18 protein-coding genes, 1 tRNA gene and 1 other annotated feature are annotated in these 18,543 nt (G+C 41.9%); of the genes, 8 read left to right on the top strand and 11 right to left on the bottom strand.

Annotated elements, in window-relative coordinates:
* Positions 1–216: 216 nt before the first annotated feature.
* The 3 genes from AACU33_RS05640 to AACU33_RS05630 all read right to left on the bottom strand — a co-directional run bounded on the left by AACU33_RS05640 (position 217) and on the right by AACU33_RS05630 (position 2,172).
* Positions 217–609 carry a hypothetical protein gene (locus tag AACU33_RS05640; protein WP_096587429.1) on the bottom strand — a complete coding sequence of 131 codons (393 nt, stop codon included), beginning with the start codon at positions 607–609 and terminating at the stop codon, positions 217–219.
* An 85-nt stretch (positions 610–694) separates the two neighbouring features.
* Positions 695–1,333, bottom strand: coding sequence for a ThiF family adenylyltransferase (locus tag AACU33_RS05635; protein ID WP_096587428.1), 639 nt, complete (start codon positions 1,331–1,333; stop codon positions 695–697).
* Positions 1,334–1,338: 5 nt separating this feature from the next.
* Positions 1,339–2,172 (bottom strand): hypothetical protein, encoded by an 834-nt coding sequence (locus AACU33_RS05630; RefSeq protein ID WP_096587427.1) that lies wholly within the window; start codon positions 2,170–2,172, stop codon positions 1,339–1,341.
* A 133-nt stretch (positions 2,173–2,305) separates the two neighbouring features.
* Positions 2,306–2,361: a sequence feature (23S ribosomal RNA rRNA prediction is too short), on the bottom strand.
* Between the two features lie 230 nt (positions 2,362–2,591).
* Here AACU33_RS05630 and AACU33_RS05625 point away from each other — a divergent pair.
* Positions 2,592–3,431: a DUF4351 domain-containing protein gene (locus AACU33_RS05625; protein ID WP_096587426.1), complete on the top strand. Its 840-nt coding sequence runs from the start codon at positions 2,592–2,594 to the stop codon at positions 3,429–3,431.
* 62 nt (positions 3,432–3,493) lie between these two features.
* Here AACU33_RS05625 and AACU33_RS05620 read toward each other — a convergent pair whose 3' ends face one another.
* The 7 genes from AACU33_RS05620 to AACU33_RS05590 all read right to left on the bottom strand — a co-directional run bounded on the left by AACU33_RS05620 (position 3,494) and on the right by AACU33_RS05590 (position 9,085).
* Positions 3,494–4,927: a vWA domain-containing protein gene (locus tag AACU33_RS05620; RefSeq protein ID WP_096587425.1), complete on the bottom strand. Its 1,434-nt coding sequence runs from the start codon at positions 4,925–4,927 to the stop codon at positions 3,494–3,496.
* A gap of 326 nt (positions 4,928–5,253) precedes the next feature.
* Positions 5,254–5,634 carry a 50S ribosomal protein L7/L12 gene (gene rplL, locus AACU33_RS05615; protein WP_096587424.1) on the bottom strand — a complete coding sequence of 127 codons (381 nt, stop codon included), beginning with the start codon at positions 5,632–5,634 and terminating at the stop codon, positions 5,254–5,256.
* 81 nt (positions 5,635–5,715) lie between these two features.
* Positions 5,716–5,786: transfer RNA gene (locus AACU33_RS05610), tRNA-Leu, on the bottom strand.
* A gap of 32 nt (positions 5,787–5,818) precedes the next feature.
* Entirely contained in the window at positions 5,819–6,538 is a 720-nt protein-coding gene (locus tag AACU33_RS05605) for a hypothetical protein (protein ID WP_096587423.1), read from the bottom strand.
* 482 nt (positions 6,539–7,020) lie between these two features.
* Positions 7,021–7,221 carry a hypothetical protein gene (locus AACU33_RS05600; protein WP_096595151.1) on the bottom strand — a complete coding sequence of 67 codons (201 nt, stop codon included), beginning with the start codon at positions 7,219–7,221 and terminating at the stop codon, positions 7,021–7,023.
* Positions 7,222–7,956: 735 nt separating this feature from the next.
* Positions 7,957–8,166 carry a hypothetical protein gene (locus AACU33_RS05595; protein ID WP_096587422.1) on the bottom strand — a complete coding sequence of 70 codons (210 nt, stop codon included), beginning with the start codon at positions 8,164–8,166 and terminating at the stop codon, positions 7,957–7,959.
* 424 nt (positions 8,167–8,590) lie between these two features.
* Positions 8,591–9,085 (bottom strand): hypothetical protein, encoded by a 495-nt coding sequence (locus tag AACU33_RS05590; RefSeq protein WP_096587421.1) that lies wholly within the window; start codon positions 9,083–9,085, stop codon positions 8,591–8,593.
* A 310-nt stretch (positions 9,086–9,395) separates the two neighbouring features.
* Between AACU33_RS05590 and AACU33_RS05585 the strand changes: the two genes are divergently transcribed.
* The 4 genes from AACU33_RS05585 to AACU33_RS05570 all read left to right on the top strand — a co-directional run bounded on the left by AACU33_RS05585 (position 9,396) and on the right by AACU33_RS05570 (position 16,251).
* Complete coding sequence (locus AACU33_RS05585; protein WP_096587420.1) at positions 9,396–10,664, top strand: alkaline phosphatase PhoX; 1,269 nt, start codon at positions 9,396–9,398, stop codon at positions 10,662–10,664.
* A 180-nt stretch (positions 10,665–10,844) separates the two neighbouring features.
* Positions 10,845–12,536 carry a M48 family metalloprotease gene (locus AACU33_RS05580; protein ID WP_096587419.1) on the top strand — a complete coding sequence of 564 codons (1,692 nt, stop codon included), beginning with the start codon at positions 10,845–10,847 and terminating at the stop codon, positions 12,534–12,536.
* 69 nt (positions 12,537–12,605) lie between these two features.
* Positions 12,606–13,400, top strand: a complete 795-nt coding sequence (locus AACU33_RS05575) for a COP23 domain-containing protein (RefSeq protein ID WP_096587418.1) — start codon at positions 12,606–12,608, stop codon at positions 13,398–13,400.
* Between the two features lie 592 nt (positions 13,401–13,992).
* Complete coding sequence (locus tag AACU33_RS05570) at positions 13,993–16,251, top strand: HAD family hydrolase (protein WP_096587417.1); 2,259 nt, start codon at positions 13,993–13,995, stop codon at positions 16,249–16,251.
* A gap of 14 nt (positions 16,252–16,265) precedes the next feature.
* On the opposite strand, the gene AACU33_RS05565 is transcribed toward AACU33_RS05570, so the two are convergent.
* A complete protein-coding gene (locus AACU33_RS05565) occupies positions 16,266–17,129 on the bottom strand; it encodes an SWIM zinc finger family protein (protein WP_339375783.1) in 864 nt (287 codons plus the stop codon).
* A 192-nt stretch (positions 17,130–17,321) separates the two neighbouring features.
* Here AACU33_RS05565 and AACU33_RS05560 point away from each other — a divergent pair, with 192 nt between their 5' ends.
* The 3 genes from AACU33_RS05560 (at position 17,322) to AACU33_RS05550 (ending at position 18,220) form a co-directional block, all read left to right on the top strand.
* On the top strand, positions 17,322–17,552 hold the full coding sequence (locus AACU33_RS05560; RefSeq protein ID WP_096587415.1) for a DUF2281 domain-containing protein: 231 nt from the start codon (positions 17,322–17,324) through the stop codon (positions 17,550–17,552).
* Positions 17,549–17,938 (top strand): type II toxin-antitoxin system VapC family toxin, encoded by a 390-nt coding sequence (locus AACU33_RS05555; protein ID WP_096587414.1) that lies wholly within the window; start codon positions 17,549–17,551, stop codon positions 17,936–17,938. Before AACU33_RS05560 ends, AACU33_RS05555 begins: the two co-directional genes overlap by 4 nt.
* 75 nt (positions 17,939–18,013) lie before the next feature.
* Entirely contained in the window at positions 18,014–18,220 is a 207-nt protein-coding gene (locus AACU33_RS05550; protein ID WP_339375782.1) for a hypothetical protein, read from the top strand.
* The last annotated feature ends 323 nt before the right edge of the window (positions 18,221–18,543 follow it).

Genomic DNA, 18,543 nt, shown 5'->3' with positions numbered 1-18,543 from the left:
ATGAATCCAATTATGCCTTCAGTAAAGGGCAGGAAACTCCGCCCCCTATAGATGATTTGTATAGCAGTGATAAATGAGTTACGAATAAAAAGATACCCGACTTATTGAAGAATTCGGGTATCTGAGCCTCTTGATTTTTGGTAAAAAGTCTCACAATTAGAAAATAAAACTGAAGAGAAATTCGCTTGTAAATTACCAAATTCTCTAAGCGAGTCTTCAGTCCAAACTTATTCTCCAAAAACCTTCAAGCGGATTGGACTGTTGTAATTGGCTGCTACTGCTACCAACCCCATCATTGTCATACACTAACCCAACACTGAAATTTCTATTTATCGGAAATTGTCCTAATTTACCAAAACCTACAATATTTTTGGAATCAGTTATTACCTGCTGATTCAACTGTATGGTGCTTTGGTTGCCATCAGTAAAATAGATTGTTGCTCGTCTTTTGTGAAAGCTTACTTGAACGTTATAGATCCCACCAGTTCCATAATAGTAAGCTTTCGCAGGCAGCTTTTGTCCATCGATATTTTTTCCGTTGAACTCAACTGCGATCGCAGGCGTACTCAACAGCAAAAAAGTAGGTAGAATTAACCCTAACAGTTTCATAGGTTTACTAAAAATCGCATTTTATCAACCTATTTTTAACTTTAAAACATAAATTTAATTTCTGGGGCTAATAAGCGATCGCAACCTACAAAAATAAAGATTGAACAGTCAAATCCTTGAGAGTAATGGTTAAATTACGCTGTTCTTGTGTAGCAATAAATGCAATAACTGCCTCACACGCCACAGCAATAGTTAACATCACCAAGTTTCGCGCCAGAGGATAATCGCAGACATCATCATTCACATCAGAAGGAACGCGATAAACGTCATTCCAAATCACTTCTGCATAATCGGCTGCTAGCCCAACATGAAGGCAGGCAATTTTTGATTTATCGGCATAATCTTTCACTGCTTGACGTGCCACGCTGTTGTCAAAAACATCAACAATTAGCTGGCTGTCTTGAAGTAGTTGCGCTGCATTTGCTGATGTCAACTCCTTTGTCTTGGCATCAACTTTAGTACCAATTGCTCGGTATAAATTGTTCGCTAAGATTTTCGCCTTAAATGCGCCAACATCGGAACGGTAGTAAGGCTGGGTGGAAAGATTACGTTCCTCAATGCGATCGCGATCGATGACTGTAAGTTTATCAAACCCAGACCGAGCCAAGTTTTCCGCAATGTTAGCTCCTAACGCTCCAGCCCCACAAATACTTACAGGATAGTTCTTGAGTTTTGCCATCACAGCATTGCTGCGGTAAAGCTGTTCGTGAAAAAAGATACTCATTGTCCTCACCACTCTTGTTGTTCCATCACAGCTACCAAAGATTGCAAATCAAAATCGCGATCGCGTCCACTCAAGCAAATACCAGAACTAATTACAGTCAAATCAGTTTTGGCGATCGCACTAGTGTGGAGAACACCATCAGCCGTTCTCCAATCAACTGTCCAGTAATCACCGCGATCCTGAAATTGGCGTAATTCACCGCCACCCATTCGCAATGCTTTTCTTAGCCGCTTTTCATCCTGTTGCGGTTGTGCAAATCCCTCAATCCGCTGAGTTGCTAATTCATACACAGTGCGGATTTCTGGAGTAATCCCTTTAAACTGCAATTCCTCAGCCGGAGTCAGTTGCTTTACAGCAGATTGCAGAGTTTCCACAATTTCCGGATCGGTACGGCGATCGATTTCCTCAAACCAGCAAGACTGTCTATGACAACGGGCGATAATTTGTTCAAAGACAACACCCTCAGTTACTAGATGGACTGCGATCGGTTTGACTACCTTCAACCGTTGACGCATATCTACTTCATTCACAGGGTATGCTAACCAAGTTTTTCCTTGCAGTTTGTGTGCTAACCGCAGTCGTATTTGGGGAAAGTGTTGCAAATATTCTGCAATTTGGGGTAAGTCGGCTTCTTCGACAACCGTTGCTGTCTTCGCATCCACAGGCTGAAAGATACCCCAACCTTGAAATTGACTAGGCTTTGGCGTGAAGGTATAAACCATCCCAGCTACCCGTGTGCGAACTCGTCCACCTTTGACGCAAGGTGCAATAAATTGGGTAGCAGATAACTGTGCTTCTGCACTAGCAATTTGGTTAATTAGCTTACGGATATCAGTCATAGCTCACGCAAAGCCGCAAAGGCACAAAGAAGAGTTTCTACGTTAATTCAGCAAAGTTAGAGAATTTATATAATTATTTCCCGCGTGCAAGTTGGTGGAGCATTGCGTGTTCTCAGTTACTAGAGGGACTCCGCTGGTGAGTTGTTACACACTCTTTTAAAGATGGCTACTTCTAAGCCCACTTTCCAGGTTCTTCGCACTCCCCGTTCGCACACGCCCACTGTATTTGACAGTGTTACTTTTCCTCTCGTACTAGTATGTAGGCTCCAAGAGTTAGGGCACGCAGGATATTAATATAATACAATATACTACAATATTTATCAAAGATGAAAAGGGAGATGACACAGATAATGCGGCTGAATTTGTCAAAAGCCAATCTAAGCATAAAATAATGAATAAAATCCACCGTAATTCTTTAGATGGCAGAATATGACAACCTTTGCAAAATACTTGCAGAAAAGTACCCTATTGATTTTACTCGTTGGTTATTAAATCAAGAACCGCAAACAATTGAAATATTAAAAACTGAATTAAGCATCGAACCAATACGTGCTGATTCAGTCACCTTTCTGCACACAGAAAATCGGATTTTACATCTGGAATTTCAAACTACTATTAAATCCCAAACACCAATTGCTCTAAGGATGCTTGATTATTACGTTAGATTGATACGTAAATATCAAGTTCCTGTCACACAAGTAGTGATTTTCTTACAAGAGACAAGTGACGAAATCGCTTTTACTGAGGAATATGTCAGCGAGGTAACAACCCACCGCTATAGAGTTATACGAATGTGGGAGCAAGATTCAGCAATATTTCTTGGTAATTGGGCGTTATTACCTTTAGCACCTTTAACACGAACCGATTCACCCGAAATGCTATTATCGCAGGTTGCCCAGGAAATTGCTAAAATTCCAGATATCGAGACTAGACAAAATACAGCTGCATACACAGAAATATTAGCAGGGTTAAAGTTTGAGCAAGACTTGATTCTGCAATTATTACGGGAGGAAACTATGCAAGAATCAGTGATTTATCAGCATATTTTGCAGAAGGGAGAACAAAGTGGAAAACAAAAGGAAGCGCTGAAATATACTTTACGTCTTTTAAATAGACGCTTTGGTGAGATAGATTCATTAATAATTGAAAGTCTTCAAGTATTATCTACTGAACAATTAGAAAGCTTAGGAGAAGCATTTTTAGATTTTTCAAATATATCTGATTTAGTTGTTTGGCTTGAGCAAAATACAACTAGTTAAAATCTGAGAAAGAAGACAATGCTTACTAGAGTGTCATAATAAGCATTGTCATACTTTAGAATTTACTTATCATCTCGTACAGGCAATGGCAAATCCATAATCTCCATCAGCAAATCCAGACGAGAGGGACGTGTTAAGAGTGGTACAAGGTTTGGCAAGCTGTAGTAGTCGCCCTGGAAAGTGAAGGTTTCTACGGGTGCTTGCTGCTGCTTGAGTTGACTTTCTAGCCAGTTGTAATAAGTACCCACGCGGACAATCACTACATTGGGGAATACCGCAAATTCTCGGCAGTAGGTCTTGTAGACTTCACTGAAGTAAGGTGTAGCATTTTCACCTTCGTCAGTCACTATGATAATCTGGTCAACTACCTGCTTTTTCTTGCGCATTGCTTCCAATGCACAGCCGATACTAGTACCACCACCTGCCTTAATGTGCTGGAAGGCACGCTCCCAGTCGGTCAACTCTTTGCCTTGGGCGGTGACGGGGTAAGGAATGGTATCGAAGGCGTAGACATATAATTCTGCCTGAGTAATACCAGAGATGAGAGCAGCAAGTTGCTTACCAAGCGCGATCGCATTTTCCATTGAGCCAGATTTGTCCACCAGTAGGGCGGTTGGGCGAGCGATCGCACCACGTCTTTTCACCTGCTCGTTAGTCACTTTTTCTAACTTAGCAACGGTGTCTGCGTCCAAATCTGCGGCGTCTGCGGCAATCTGTGCTTTGAATGCTGCTACACGTCCACTTTTAGATGCTTCCTCCAGCTTAGAGTCAATCAGCTTTTTGACTTCTGGGTGATCCATTGCACCTCTCGCTTGGAGTGACTTGAGGTTATTGATCGTTTCCTGAGGAGTCATAGTATTGATCAACGCCACCAATACAACTGGTGTAAGTTGCTTGATTGCACCGATCGCGATCGTGTAGGGAATGTTGAACTCTACAATTAGCCGTGCTTGTTCTGCGGCACTTTCTGCCTTAGCAAGCTGCTTCAGCACATTTGCTAAAGAACCCTCTGGTGGAGTATCGCGGAACAGAATCGCATTTGCCCGTTCATTTGGCTTAATGTGCAGTGAAGCATACAGGTGCTTCATCGCCTTACGACCTCGCAAAGCTGCGCGATCGAATAGAGCCGGATTGCTTTCTCGTGCCTTCAGGTAACGGCGTACCGCAGTACGAGCCGAACGAGGCAGCTTATTTTGCTGCTGCTTCATAAAGTCCACTATACGAGCCACCTGATAGGGTGGGAACTCTTGCAGCATCACAAATCCAGCATCTCTGTGTTCGGTCAAATTGCTAGTTAGTAAGTGAGCCACAAATACTTCCTTGTGGTCGCGCACATCACCATGACGCTGATACCAAACTGCCAAGTGTCCGTAAAAAAGCGGATCTAATTCAACAATTAACTTATGAATTTCTGCGACTTGCTCAAGCTTGCGGTGAGGTGTTGTCAGCAAACTGTTGAGCATTTCCAAACGCAGATCGCGTTCTGCGGTATTCATGATAACCTCCTCTAGTTGTAGTGAATGAGGAGGCAGATGTTGCACGCGGGGTGAATAAGTCACCGCGCAAGTTGTAGAAGCATTGTATATAACTTGAGCAGAGTTATGTAAGCTTCTGCGATCGGGGCGCGGCAACAACTGCCAAATAGTAAATTCGATCTAATTCATTTGTGAAATTCTCTGCCTCTTTTCTTCTCTTCGTGTCCTTTGCACGGCAGTTGCTTCAAGTCGGCAAAGCCGCCCAACGCACTGCCTCGTCTTTGCGGTTCGTTAAAAAAGAAATTTTCACGCAGAGACGCAGAGAACAAAGAAAGGAGACATCCTGACTATATGAGAGAAACAACGGCTCCTGTTTCCTCTAACTGTTGCTTGAGAACTTCAGCCGCTTCTCGATCCAATCCTGTTTGAACTACTTGCGGAAGCGAGTCCACAAAATCTTTCGCCTCCTTCAATCCCAGTCCAGTCACCGTCCGAATGACCTTGAGTAAGGCAATCTTTTTCTCTGCTGGAACCGATACCAACAAGACATCAAACTCCGTCTGAATCTGTGGTTGAACCTCATCTTCATCATGTCTATCAATCTGAATGAGCTTCGGTGTGGAAATATCTACATTGAAGGTTGCTTCAATCTGCTTTACTAGTTGAGCAGTTTCGTTGACAGTTAGAGATTTGAGTTGTTCTAAAATTTCTAGAGTTTTCACAGACATGGCAACCTCCAATGAGTTGCAGTTTACTCATAATTGATCAAGAATAAAATCACTTCGTGCAAGTTGAAAAAGCTGTTGATTCACACACAGGATTTGAACCTGTAATAGCTTGAGCCTAAGTCAAGTGCCTGTTCCAATTCGGCTAGTATGTAAGCTTTTTCGGTTAGGGCACGAAGTGAAAATTTTACTGTTTAGAAAGTTGATTTAAAATAAACCGAATTTCTTTTTTGCTACACTGCTGTTTTCTCGCAGCGTAAATTTTGCGGTGATAATAGCGAGAACGATGGGTTAAACCTGTCAGAACATCCTGTACATAATCAGTTGGCGGTGGGGGAAAATCTTCAAAAGTAATTAGATACCAAATATCCTTTATTTTGTGGTATTGATGATAATCATCAACAATTACAACATCGGTTTGTTCTGGCTTTTGCTTCTGCTTTCGAGGGATTATCTCGACTGTACAAAGAATGCCAGTTTCTGGATGGATATAGAAGCGATCGCGGTAAGTACCATCTAAGGGAATTTGAAAGCCTCGTGACGCTTTCAGATAAGGAATACCATCAATGATTTCTACATAGCGTTCAACGTAATCCCATATATGACCGATTACGTGCTGTCCTGCCATTGTATTGTGGTCTAATCGTTGACACAGTTCGCTGTAGACCTTATTCCAAGGCTGTCCAACTTTAGAACGTAAAAGCCGCCGCAAGGGGCCAAGATGATCGGAAAGATACTTTGATTTATTTCTGGCTTTAATCAGGTAGGAATTAAATAATCCATCCTCAGTTGCATCCTGAGTGAGTTTGTAGAGTTGCTTTTTATAACCTGTTTGTTTTTTAAGAGGAATTCTTCTCCCACACCGAGGACGCTCAATCACAATTTCGCTCAAACGATGTTCGCTCATAACTTATGTTGTTTAAAGATAGTTTTACAAATTGAGTTTTGAGGATACATAAGTTAGCGGACATCATTGAATTCACCTCCATATCTGCGATTGAGTTAAGGTATAAGATAAATACAATTTAAATAATTGGAATTCCGCACAAGTTAGCAAAGCAGTTTTCACAATTGCCTTTACCATTTTGGCTACGCTCCCATATAAGGGAGCGACAGGAATCGAACCTGCATATCCTTTCACAGATAGTGTGTGTATGCTTCACAAGTTAGGGCGCGGAATTAAATCTTAAATGATTACCGTGCAAGTTGAAGAAGCTTTTTACAACTACGGTCGCTCTTACCAAATATTGGCAGTGGGCACGCACGCTAAATCTCTTGCAGATTTAGAAATCATGCTTCGCTGGTTCGATCGCTCGAAGTTTACTACCTTAGGGACGTTATCAATGTGTATGTATGCTTCTAGTGTTCGGGCACGGATGATTAAGCAAATTAACCATAAACAGCTTCAGGCCGAACGATCAAATCGCCACTAGGACGGCGATCGACTATATAAGCAGAGAGGCGATCGCTATTTACATCTAAATGCCGAGCAACCTGCTCCTTGACTGCTAGATCGTTCATACCTGCTGCAATTCCTAGTTGTGTTTCTGCTACATCAACAGAACGTCCTTCAAATCGAATATGAACCATTGTCATCACCTCTTTTTAAATTACAAATTACTATTAGTGGATCTGATCGGAATTGAACCGATACCCTCCCTGTGAGAGTTGCACTCACACCTCATGCGAGTTGAAAAAGCTGTGGTAACACACGCAGGAATCGCACCTGCAACTTATCGTTTACTAGACGAGCGCTCTACTAATTGAGCTAGTATGTAAGCTTTTTCTGTTAGGGCACAAGTGACATCCGGGATCTCTACCGTTAGAGCTACAGACCCAAGTTTGCACGATCGCTATGCTCTAATTGAAGCTGGAATAGCTGTAATCAAAGTCAAAGCAAGTGGAGTCGTCGGGAATCGAAACCGACTCCTGCAACCGTCCGTTTGTTGGTTTCGGAGCAGTCGAACGCCAATCGCGACCCCAAAAGTGAGCAGTGTCTATGAGAGTTATTGAGCTACATCCTCAAAAACTGGCATCTATGCAATTGTCAAGGTTCTGAGAGGTTTTAGTTTTGCCTCTTGTGGAGGCTTGTTTGTTGATACTACATTTGTAATACAAGCGCTACAAAGATGTCAAGGGTATACTACAAAATTTTTTGAGAATAGTTGTATTCCCTACGCAGTCTAAGGTTAAGCGTGGAGATATATACTACACTGTTGTATAGCTTGTAAAGAAAAACTCTGCGCGATCGCTCAAAGCAACCGCGCAGTATCAGAACGAACAAGGCGGAAAACTCGATCTCGTTTCCCGCCTTGTTGTCAAAACTCAATCCTCTAACAAACTCATCAATGCTGCTAATTCAGGGTCTTGCGATTCGGATAACTTATGCCGTAATTCTAATATTTGATTTTCTATAGATTGCGCCGCATAGATCATATGAGATTCTTGTGCAATTTTTAATTGATTTTCTTTAACTCTGATTTGTCTCAGCAACTCGTTGACATGAGAAATTGACTCATATTCTTGAGAAATCATACCCTTACGCCTATTAAAAATTTCAGGGGTAAAGTTAAGCTGGTCGCTTATATTATGTTACAGGAGTGAATTAAAAATTCATTAAGAATTATACATATATTGGTTCAAAGTTTTTATAAGAATAATCATGTTGGATATATTCAAAAAACTAATGATTGAAGTAGGCGATCGCCTGACTGAGGCCTGAATGTAAATTCATAAGGAACTCGACTTGAAAGCCGATACTACAAGCGTTTAACAACCTCTCTTTTCTACACTTTAAATTCCTAGGCTACGCTGCGAGAGCCTTCTGTGAAGGAAAAGAAAGGTATTCACTCAACGAGTTATCCTTTGAATGATAGAAGTCTTTGAGTATGCCGTAAACCTATTAACAATATTGTCATATAGTTACCCATAGCCAAACCTGCAACTGAAAGCAGTTAAGTCATTTAGGAATTTTACAAGCCTTCAAAATTTGCTGGTAATCCTTTTTCTTGGGACAGCTAGGTATACCTAAGCGAATCATTATAGGATAAGCATTTCTGTAGGAAGGACAAGGGTCTAGGAATAAAATAACATTACCTTGTTTAATTATTTTACTATTTAACAAACACTTATCTTCTACAGGGTAAGAGGGTGGAAATTTTATAGTATTTTTTGTAATTTCTCCTTGGGGGCCTGGCGTGCCCCAAATGTCAAAAATATTAACCTTATTTCCTTTTTGGATCAGTTGATACAAGGCAAACCCACCAAGAAACTTATTTAAGTTTGCACCTGATTGTTGCTGATGACCTATGGCAAAACCCAAAACCCATCCTCCATTAAGACTCCGTTTTGTTGCTGGTTTAGCCAGAATAGATTGTGTATTTAAAACTATAGTTGCAAGCAGACTCACAGTTAAAGAAGCTAGAAAAATCGTTTTGAAAAATTGCTGTTTCATGGTGACTCTGGAAGTATTCTTCCCTTATAATTCCCCAGAAAACGCGAGCGATCGCTTTTTGGCTGTAAGAAACCTCAATCAACATTGAATCATCTGTTGAGAGTTGGGCATAGATTAGTCATCCGTCCACATAAGTCTTGTCATTTCTTATATCTAAATTAATTGAAAAAATGCTGATTTTTTTAAGGTAGATTTTGCATTTCATAAATTTATCTTAGTTTTCTCTTAATACCAATAACTCAATCTCTCCATGATGACTATCAATCGATCTACTACCAATAGACTTGATTAAAAAATTAAGGAGCATTTAGTGACCTTATCAAGGCGTCAATTTTTTACCCTGGCAGGCGCATCGGCTACAGGCGCTGTCCTTCTATCTCCTTTGCAAGCATTCTATGCTAAACCCGCGATCGCTGCGGGCCCCTACGGCAGTTTAGTGCCCGATCCCAACGGATACTTAGATTTGCCTGCTGGATTTACCTACCGCAGACTGTCCGAAACAGGTCAAACGATGAATGATGGTTACAAAGTACCTGGCGGTCACGATGGTATGGGTGCCTTTGCAGGAGCTAATGGCAACACGATTCTCATTCGCAATCACGAACTCACTCCCACTTCTAGCAATGGTTTGAGCGCTCCTAATAGCAAGAAGTACAACACAAATGCGAGGGGCGGTTGCACTAAATTGATTGTTAATTCTTCCCGCAACTTGGTAGACCATCGGGGAGTCCTAGCGGGAACCATTCGCAATTGTGCTGGTGGCCCTACGCCTTCAGGGTCATGGTTAAGCTGCGAAGAAACCTTTGAAACGAATAACAACAAAAAGCATGGTTACGTGTTTGAAGTTCCTAGTAGCGCAACAACTTTTGTTACCCCCTTTCCCCTAACAGCGATGGGGCGTTTTAACCACGAAGCTGCTGCTGTAGACCCCAGCAATGGGTATATCTATATGACTGAAGACCAGGGTAACGGGCTGTTCTACCGCTTTGTTCCTAACGACCGCTATAACCTGAGTGCTGGCGGTGTGCTATACGCTTTAAGGATTGTAGGATCGTCTGGAATCAACACAGCTACAGGTTTCCCAAAAAATACGCCTCAGGCAGTAGATTGGGTGCAGATTACCAATCCCGACCCCGCCACTGATACTGTCAGAACAGAAGGGTATAACAAAGGTGCGGCCAGGTTTTCCGGTGGCGAAGGCATCTTTTATGGCAACAATTATATCTACTTCACTTGCAAGAGTGGGGGTAGTTCTGGAGATGGTCAGATATGGCGCTATTCGACCGCTGACAATACCGTTGAACTGTATATTGAACCCAACAATTCTGGTGTGCTAGATAATCCAGACAATCTTGTGATTTTCCCCAACCGCGACATTTTCCTCTGTGAAGATGGGGATGGCACAGATTACATTTTGGGCATTACTCCCACTGGCAGTCTTTACAAGTTTGCCAGGAATGCCCTCAATACATCAGAGTTCGCTGGGGTCTGCTTCTCTCCTGATGGTCAGACGATGTTTGTCAACATCCAGAGTCCAGGAATAACCTTTGCTATCTGGCCAACCACGGCATCCTGGTAACTTTGGCATTGTTAAATTAAATTAATGGCCAATCACGAGCCGCGATCGCGTAAAATTTGAGCGATCGCGGCTCACTTGTATAATTACTCTTCATTTCTACGGAAAATAACCTGTTAACAAGTTACCCAGCTTGCATAACTATATCTATAGTTAGAAAATTTTTTACAAAACAAACCCAGCATGAAACGAACTAGGAAGTCTCTGCTATTGGCCTTGAACTGGGTGTTACTCTCCTTTGGCACATCGATTTTAATTATTCTCACCCAGCCTACAGCACCCGTTCCCGCACAAGAACCTGCGAAATCTGGCAACATTGAAACTAGCAATACATCCAATTCACAAAAAACTAGAGAACAACAGCTACAGGAAGTATTGCAACGCTCATCAAATAAGCCTGTTGTCATACCACAAACTACGCCTTCCCCTACAGGAACACCACAACCCGCGCCTAGCCCAGAAGTTACTGAGCCAAAAAAACCAGATTTAACAGCGGAACCAGCACCTACACCGGAAGAAGTCGCCCGTCAGCAAAAATTTATCGCAGCAGATAAGCTTTATTTGGCGGGACAAATTGCAGAAGCCGAAAAAATTTATCGCGAAGTCAAAGAACCTTTTGCCAAAACCACTCAACCTCAAGAACGCAAACCAGCAATTATCGATCCAACGCAACTATCCCCAGGAGGAAAAGTATACTGGCGAGAATCAGAGGCGGGGATAGCTAGTAAATTGCAATCCAGAACTTTAGTACCGCTAGAATTGCTAGTTCAACAATATCCCGAATTTATTCCCGGACACATTCGATTTGCAGAAGTCCTCAAACAATACGATCGCCCTCAACAAGCATTAGATATATTAGAACGGGCAGCTTCTCTTTATCCAGATCAACCAGAACTCACTAAAGCGAGAGTCACAGCACTGGCTGAATCCAAAAAATGGATGGAAGCTTCTCTAGCGGCGCGTCAATTTGCGATTCTCAACCCCAAAGATCCGCAAGCACCTGAGTTTACTAAATTAGCCGAAGACAATCTCAAACGTTACAAATCTCATATTCGCGCAGAAATTAGAGGTAATGCGATCGCAAATATTCTTACAGGTGTATTAGGTTACGCTGTCACGGGTAGTTTATTCGGGCCGTTTTCTGCCCTTGACTCTACCATCATGCTGCTACGCGGGGAAGAATCGATTGGGGAATCGGTAGCCAAGCAAGCAAAACAACAACTCAAACTCATTAACGATGAAACCGTTGTTGCTTACGTGAATGAAATCGGACAGAAACTAGCAAAAGTAGCAGGACGGAATGAGTTTAAATACGAATTTTTTGTAGTTCCCCAAGAAGATCTCAACGCTTTTGCCCTACCTGGGGGGAAAATCTTTATTAATGCAGGTGCGATCGCTAAAACAAATTCAGAAGCAGAATTAGCTGGATTAATCGGCCACGAACTATCCCATGTAGTTTTATCTCATGGTTTTCAACTAGTTACCCAAGGCAACCTTGTTTCTAACGTTACCCAGTATATCCCTTATGGTGGGATTATCGGTCAGCTTTCCACACTTAGTTATAGCCGCGATATGGAACGTCAAGCAGATACCCTTGGTACTCGCCTAATTGTTGCTACTGGTTATGCTGCTGATGGCTTGCGTAACTTAATGGTGACACTAGAAAAACAACAAAAAAATGCTCCTCCCAGTTGGTTATCTTCTCACCCTGGAGGTAGTGAGCGAGTTAGTTATTTGGAAAATATGATTACCAATAGCAGCTACAACCGCTACGCTTACGAAGGAGTAGAACGTCACGCGCAAATTAGAGCCAAGGTAAAACAGCTACTTAAAGAGAAAAAAGACCAAGAAGAAAAAAAACGGCGTTCTCGATGAACTAAAAACAAAATTTTTCGTCACTAAAGCTATCAATAATCCCTACCTATTTCCCATTGAGGATGATTTATGTCATCGCCAACCCTGAAGTTTATTTTGTTGAGTAGTTTGGGTTTAGCTTGTTTCCTCGGCAATTCTGTAGCATTTGCCCAAGTTGATAGTTCTGATGGCGTTGTCGTCCCAACAACATCATCAGGCACGTCAACACCCACAGGTACACCCATACCAACAGGTACACAAACCAGCACAACAACCTATCCTACCCCTGATGGTGCAAATCGCTTTAGTTGCCAGTTGTATAACGGTCAATATACCGTGATGTATCAGCCGCAAAGCCAAGCAGGTCAATACTTTGCTTGGGCTGCACCTGCAACTTTGGGTGGTGGCTGGGATGCACAAAAGCGCTGCGTCACAATTGCCCAACGCTTAGAATTGTATCGTCCAGATGGCTTACAAGAACTCCAAATAGCCAGAGAAAATAACGAGAATATTGTCTGCGTCACAACTGAGGCTAATTCAGCTTGTCGAATTGTACTTACAGTGCCACGTGATAAAGACCCCTATAATGTCCGCAATAGCATCTTCCAAAACTTAACCACTGCTGACAGCGGACAGCAGACTATCGCCGTCAATACTTATCGCAACAATCAAAGCGGAGTAGGCGATTTATACAACCTAGGTCGCACACTTTTGGGTGGTAATCGAGTTTCTACTTCAAGAAGCGGTATCAATCTCAAACCTTTCCTCGATCGCAAAGATGGCGGTAATGCTAGCGGACTGAAAAATGGTGTAGCACTTCGTAATCGTTCCAATAGCCAGCAATCTAATAGCGTTCGCCTTGACCCCAATAGATTCCGCCGTTAACTTATTGGCAATGTTTTTCTATTCAAACGCGCTGCAAAGGATCTGCTAGCGCGTTTTTATATTGTGTTGTGCTTTTGACAAATGCTACGTATAGTAACAGTATTTAAGATTTAGGCGATCGCGTCTGATTAAACTACTACTACTTTTAACAGATTGAATCATTTTTCGTATTGTGCTATTAGGCAGACTATCCTAGAAATAGCAAACAATATTAATAGATATTCTACTAAAACATATCTCTTGCTGAAGTCAAGGCTTGGTATATCAAGCCACAGATAAATATAGACTCACATAGATAAAACTCAGTAGTTATTGTTAAGCTAGATGCGGATATTTGCAAGCAGTCTGTAGATTTGTGCCTACGCCTATAGATTATCCCAGTAAAAACCACTGTATATTTTTAATTGTGGTTTGAGAATTTTGCCTAGCAGTAATAGCTTGCTTTTGAATGAATATATGTCTTTGCTGCCAGAAAATCTGTTTTATAATCTGCAAAGGTTTAAAAAATTATTTATTTCCCTGTAGCGGTTAACAGTCATCTCGATCGGATGCTGTAGCTAGGCTGTCATGCAGTCGCGTTGAGGAATGCACAATGTCAAATAGCTCAGGCCTGTATATTCTACTAGTCAGCGTTCACGGATTAATTCGGGGTCACAATTTAGAACTAGGACGAGATGCGGATACAGGCGGACAAATAAAATATGTGCTAGAACTCGCTCAAGCCTTAGCCGCAAACCCACAAGTAGAACGTGTAGACCTAGTTACCCGTTTAGTTAACGATCCCAAAGTTAGTCCTGACTACGCCCAACCTGTAGAAGTTATTTCCGACAAAGCTCAAATTATTCGCCTCAACTGCGGCCCCCGTCGTTATCTGCGCAAAGAAGTTCTCTGGCCGCATTTGGATAACTTTGCTGATGAGTTACTCAGACACCTGCGGCAAATTGGTAAGTTACCACATGTAATACATACCCACTACGCTGATGCTGGATATGTGGGTTGTCGGGTTGCGGCTTGGTTAGGTATCCCACTTGTGCATACGGGTCATTCTCTCGGACGCGTGAAACAACAACGATTGTTAGAACAGGGAACTAAACCGGAAGTTATTGAAAATTACTTTCACATCAATACCAGAATTGAAGCAGAAGAAACCACACTAGCCAGCGCAGCCTTAATCATTGCTAGTACTAATCAAGAAGTATCGCAGCAGTATGGCATTTACGACCACTATCAACCGCAACGGATGGTTGTAATTCCGCCAGGGGTAGCGCTGGAACAGTTCTATCCAGTTCCAAAAAATTGGCAGGAACCGCCTATATATCAGGATTTGCAGCGATTTCTTAAAGAGCCGCAAAAGCCGATGATTATGGCGCTTTCGCGACCGGCGATTCGGAAAAATGTGGGAACTTTAGTCAAAGCTTATGGCGAAGATCCGCAGTTACGTCACCTAGCAAACCTAGTCCTCGTATTAGGAAACCGAGATGACATCACGACGATGGAATCAGGGCCGCGCCAGGTACTTACAGAAATTTTCCAGTTAATCGACCGCTACGACCTATACGGTTACATCGCCTATCCCAAACATCACACTGCTGACGAAGTGCCAGAACTCTATCGATTGCTGGCAAAAACGCGAGGAGTATTTATCAATCCAGCATTAACCGAGCCGTTTGGTCTGACCTTAATTGAAGCTACAGCTTGCGGTGTGCCTATTATTGCTACATCTGATGGCGGGCCGCGAGATATCTTGGCAGCTTGCGACAATGGTCTACTCATCGATCCCCTCGATATTAAGCAAATTCAGGAAGCTTTGCGAACAGCGCTGACTGATACCGAAAAGTGGCAGGGTTGGTCAAGTAACGGTTTAAGTAGAGTCCGAGACAATTTCTCTTGGGAGACCCACGTAGAAAAATATCTCGAATACGTGCGTCAACTACCACAACGACGAGTCCAATCTCTGCTCAGTCCTTTGCGACAAGGGCCAGCAAGCAACATAACTGATTGGAACATACCTGAAAAAAACCGCTTACCAACCGCAGATCGTTTCCTCGTGTGTGAAATCGATAACACCCTCTTAGGTGATGCGGATGCACTGCAACAATTAATTGAGCGATTGCATAACGAAGGCCACACCACTGGAGTGGGAATTGCTACCGGACGCAACTTAGATAGCGCTTTAGAGATGTTAGAAGAATATCGCTTCCCCATGCCAGATTTGCTGATTGTGTCAACAGGTAGCGAAATTTACTATGGTCCGCAAGTAATTCCAGATATGAACTGGCAAAGACACATCAGCTATCGTTGGCAACCAGACGCAATTCGCCAAGCAATGGCAGAACTACCAGGAGTAGATTTGCAACCTCCAGAAGGTCAGGGTAAGTTCAAGATTAGCTACTTTATTGATGAAGAAAAATCTGTGAGTTATCGGGAAATTATGCGTCATTTGCGACGGCATAATCTCCATGTCAAAGGTGTCTATAGCCACAATATGTATCTGGACTTATTACCAATTCGCGCTTCTAAAGGAGATGCAATTCGTTATTGTGCTTTGAAGTGGGGATTACCAATCAAACGGTTTTTAGTTGCAGGTGCATCGGGTAATGATGAAACGATGCTAGCTGGTAATACCCTAGGTGTGGTTGTGGGTAACTACAGCCAAGAACTTGACAAGTTGCGTAGCTATCCTCAGGTTTACTTTGCTCAAGGTAATTATGGGTGGGGAATTTTAGAAGCACTCGATTACTACGACTTTTTTGGTACTTTATCACATACAGAAATTGAAGTTAATGGACACGGGGATATGGGGACACAAAAACGCGCAGAAGTAATGATGGAGGAAGCTTTACCTTCTTGAAATGCAAGATAATCTCAAGCTTGGTGCAATGATGCGATCGCTAAACTAAAATCAGCATCCCATTCATCTTGCCAAGTCTCCAAATTAATCTGAATATCCGTGCGTTCTTCAGGAGTCAATTCTGCACTGTAAATGGCTTCACACCAAGCATTGTCTAGTACGGGAACAATATCTTCGTTTTCTTGACCATATTCAGCGACTTCATCCCAGCTTTGGACGCAAGCATCGGTAATTGCTTCCAGCATTGCCAAAGCGTTGTGTGCGTCATCTTTTGCGCACAAATCAACTGCTTCTTGAATTAAGCTTTGCAATTCTTCTGTAATGGGATCTTCTTCATAACCGTCTTCCAAGTAGCGTGCGCCATCGCGTAAAATCTGGCGTACTGATGCTTTAATTTGTTTGGTGTTGATGGTTATTTGACGTGCAGGTTGTCGCTTTTGGGTTAGTTTTACAGGTTTTGCAATAGCTTTTACATACCCATCAATTTCATCGATTAGTTCGGGATGCTCCTCAACTAATTCTTGCACCAAGCGTTGTGTTTGCACGTGGTCGAGTCTATCTAAAAGCTGTGGAAGAGAAGGACGTTTTTCTATGATGTCCGGTTGACGGGTGTAAGTCAAAGCTGTAGCGACAATATGCTTGCACCATCCGTCATAATCATAGGGACAAGTACAAATTGCAGTCAATTCATCATTATTAAATCTGATAGTCACGCGGTAAGGTTCTTCTTCGCTTCCTTCTACTTCAGCTTGAATTTGGTTTTTGCGTTGAGTAACAGATAGCACTGAACCCATCCGGTAATAATCCTCACCGCGTTGAAAAGATTTGGCGTTAGCGTTATGGCGAATAATTGATTCGCTAAGATTTACGTCTGACATAGCATCCCCCAAAAATGCTTGCATCCCAAGAATAGAATGATGTTAGGTAGAGTATGACTATTGCTTTAAGAAATGCAAGAATCGTTTGTAGTTGTTTTCTGTAAGTCTAAATACTCTCAGTCAAGCCTAATATTTTGTGAATTGTGTAGTTACAACTAATATAGAGTAAGACTTTCAAGAGGAGAAGCTAAGATGACTTCCCCAGTTGTAGATATCACCTCAAAATTAATTGCCAAACTACAAAATCTAGCGCCCGAACAGCAACAGCAGGTTTTAGATTTTGTGGAATTTTTAGCACAAAAATATCCTCAACCTCAAGAACTACCGCAGAGACGAGTATTAGGTTTGAATCAAGGTGAGATTTGGATGAGTAATGATTTTAATGACCCCTTACCAGATGAATTTTGGTTAGGTGAAGGATGAAACTGTTATTAGATACTCATGTACTGATTTGGTCAGCAGGAAATCCAGAAAAACTTTCTCAGAAAGTTAGAAACTTATTAATTGATACTAACAACCTTTGGTTTGCTAGCATCGCTAGTTTTTGGGAATTACAAATCAAATCTCAGCTTGGTAAGCTAAATTTAAGCTCACCGCTTCCTAATTTTATCGAAACTCAACAGCGAGTTAATAATTTACAAATATTACCAATTGAATTGTCTCACATTTATGCACTAGAAAGTTTACCAAATCACCACCGCGACCCTTTTGATCGAATTTTAATAGCTCAGGCAACTCTTGAAAAGATGCCTTTGTTAAGTATAGATGTAATTTTTGATGCATATCCAGTTCAAAGGATATGGGAGTGAAAATACAGATTTCATAAGCTGAGATTGCGATCGCATTTACAACAGTATGCGCCAAATGATTTGTGGGAAAGGGTGATGGCTTATTGGAAAGCGAATTTGTACAAATTTGTACCCAAACCAGAAATGGCTCAAAATTCAGATTATACCCACCATGCAGAATGGATGGCTGCAATGAACGAATTAGCACCACAAGACTACCAAACGTTACTTCAACAGTGGAAAGTTACACATCAGCGACGGCGTAATCTGTGGAAAGCTATGGCTAATTTGGGATTGGGGTAATTTGGTGTTCACGTCAGTTTGGTTAACCTCAGAGATACATTTGTCGAAAGTATTACAATTGCGATCGCTTCCACACTTGAGTATTTTTATACATTTATCATACTTTCTACTTCACAAAAAGCTTTTCCAAACTCGGTGAGCTAAGATAATTCTATTTTTTTTAACCGATTGCTAGCTATTTCTTAACGTTACCAAGATAACTTGGGTAACTGGATAAAGATTAATTAATAGTAATTCTTTATTATTTACGTAAAAACAATCGTCTTAATAAGGTTGAGAATACCCATTCCACGGTATATCAGAAAGCTGATAAGAAAAAGATA

The sequence above is a fragment of the Calothrix sp. NIES-2098 genome (genome assembly GCF_963875125.1).
Classification (GTDB): Bacteria; Cyanobacteriota; Cyanobacteriia; order Cyanobacteriales; family Nostocaceae; genus Aulosira.
This window is presented reverse-complemented; position numbering and strand designations above follow the sequence as displayed.

What these genes read in the sequence shown, in the direction of transcription:
- AACU33_RS05635 (WP_096587428.1), bottom strand. Translation starts at nt 1,333, where the DNA reads ATGAGTATCTTTTTTCACGAACAGCTTTACCGCAGCAATGCTGTGATG.
- AACU33_RS05620 (WP_096587425.1), bottom strand. Translation starts at nt 4,927, where the DNA reads ATGAATACCGCAGAACGCGATCTGCGTTTGGAAATGCTCAACAGTTTG.
- AACU33_RS05590 (WP_096587421.1), bottom strand. Translation starts at nt 9,085, where the DNA reads ATGAAACAGCAATTTTTCAAAACGATTTTTCTAGCTTCTTTAACTGTG.
- AACU33_RS05560 (WP_096587415.1), top strand. Translation starts at nt 17,322, where the DNA reads ATGACTTCCCCAGTTGTAGATATCACCTCAAAATTAATTGCCAAACTA.
- AACU33_RS05570 (WP_096587417.1), top strand. Translation starts at nt 13,993, where the DNA reads ATGTCAAATAGCTCAGGCCTGTATATTCTACTAGTCAGCGTTCACGGA.
- AACU33_RS05605 (WP_096587423.1), bottom strand. Translation starts at nt 6,538, where the DNA reads ATGAGCGAACATCGTTTGAGCGAAATTGTGATTGAGCGTCCTCGGTGT.
- AACU33_RS05575 (WP_096587418.1), top strand. Translation starts at nt 12,606, where the DNA reads ATGTCATCGCCAACCCTGAAGTTTATTTTGTTGAGTAGTTTGGGTTTA.
- AACU33_RS05555 (WP_096587414.1), top strand. Translation starts at nt 17,549, where the DNA reads ATGAAACTGTTATTAGATACTCATGTACTGATTTGGTCAGCAGGAAAT.
- AACU33_RS05625 (WP_096587426.1), top strand. Translation starts at nt 2,592, where the DNA reads ATGGCAGAATATGACAACCTTTGCAAAATACTTGCAGAAAAGTACCCT.
- rplL (WP_096587424.1), bottom strand. Translation starts at nt 5,634, where the DNA reads ATGTCTGTGAAAACTCTAGAAATTTTAGAACAACTCAAATCTCTAACT.
- AACU33_RS05565 (WP_339375783.1), bottom strand. Translation starts at nt 17,129, where the DNA reads ATGTCAGACGTAAATCTTAGCGAATCAATTATTCGCCATAACGCTAAC.
- AACU33_RS05600 (WP_096595151.1), bottom strand. Translation starts at nt 7,221, where the DNA reads ATGGTTCATATTCGATTTGAAGGACGTTCTGTTGATGTAGCAGAAACA.
- AACU33_RS05550 (WP_339375782.1), top strand. Translation starts at nt 18,014, where the DNA reads ATGGCTTATTGGAAAGCGAATTTGTACAAATTTGTACCCAAACCAGAA.
- AACU33_RS05595 (WP_096587422.1), bottom strand. Translation starts at nt 8,166, where the DNA reads ATGATTTCTCAAGAATATGAGTCAATTTCTCATGTCAACGAGTTGCTG.
- AACU33_RS05630 (WP_096587427.1), bottom strand. Translation starts at nt 2,172, where the DNA reads ATGACTGATATCCGTAAGCTAATTAACCAAATTGCTAGTGCAGAAGCA.
- AACU33_RS05640 (WP_096587429.1), bottom strand. Translation starts at nt 609, where the DNA reads ATGAAACTGTTAGGGTTAATTCTACCTACTTTTTTGCTGTTGAGTACG.
- AACU33_RS05580 (WP_096587419.1), top strand. Translation starts at nt 10,845, where the DNA reads ATGAAACGAACTAGGAAGTCTCTGCTATTGGCCTTGAACTGGGTGTTA.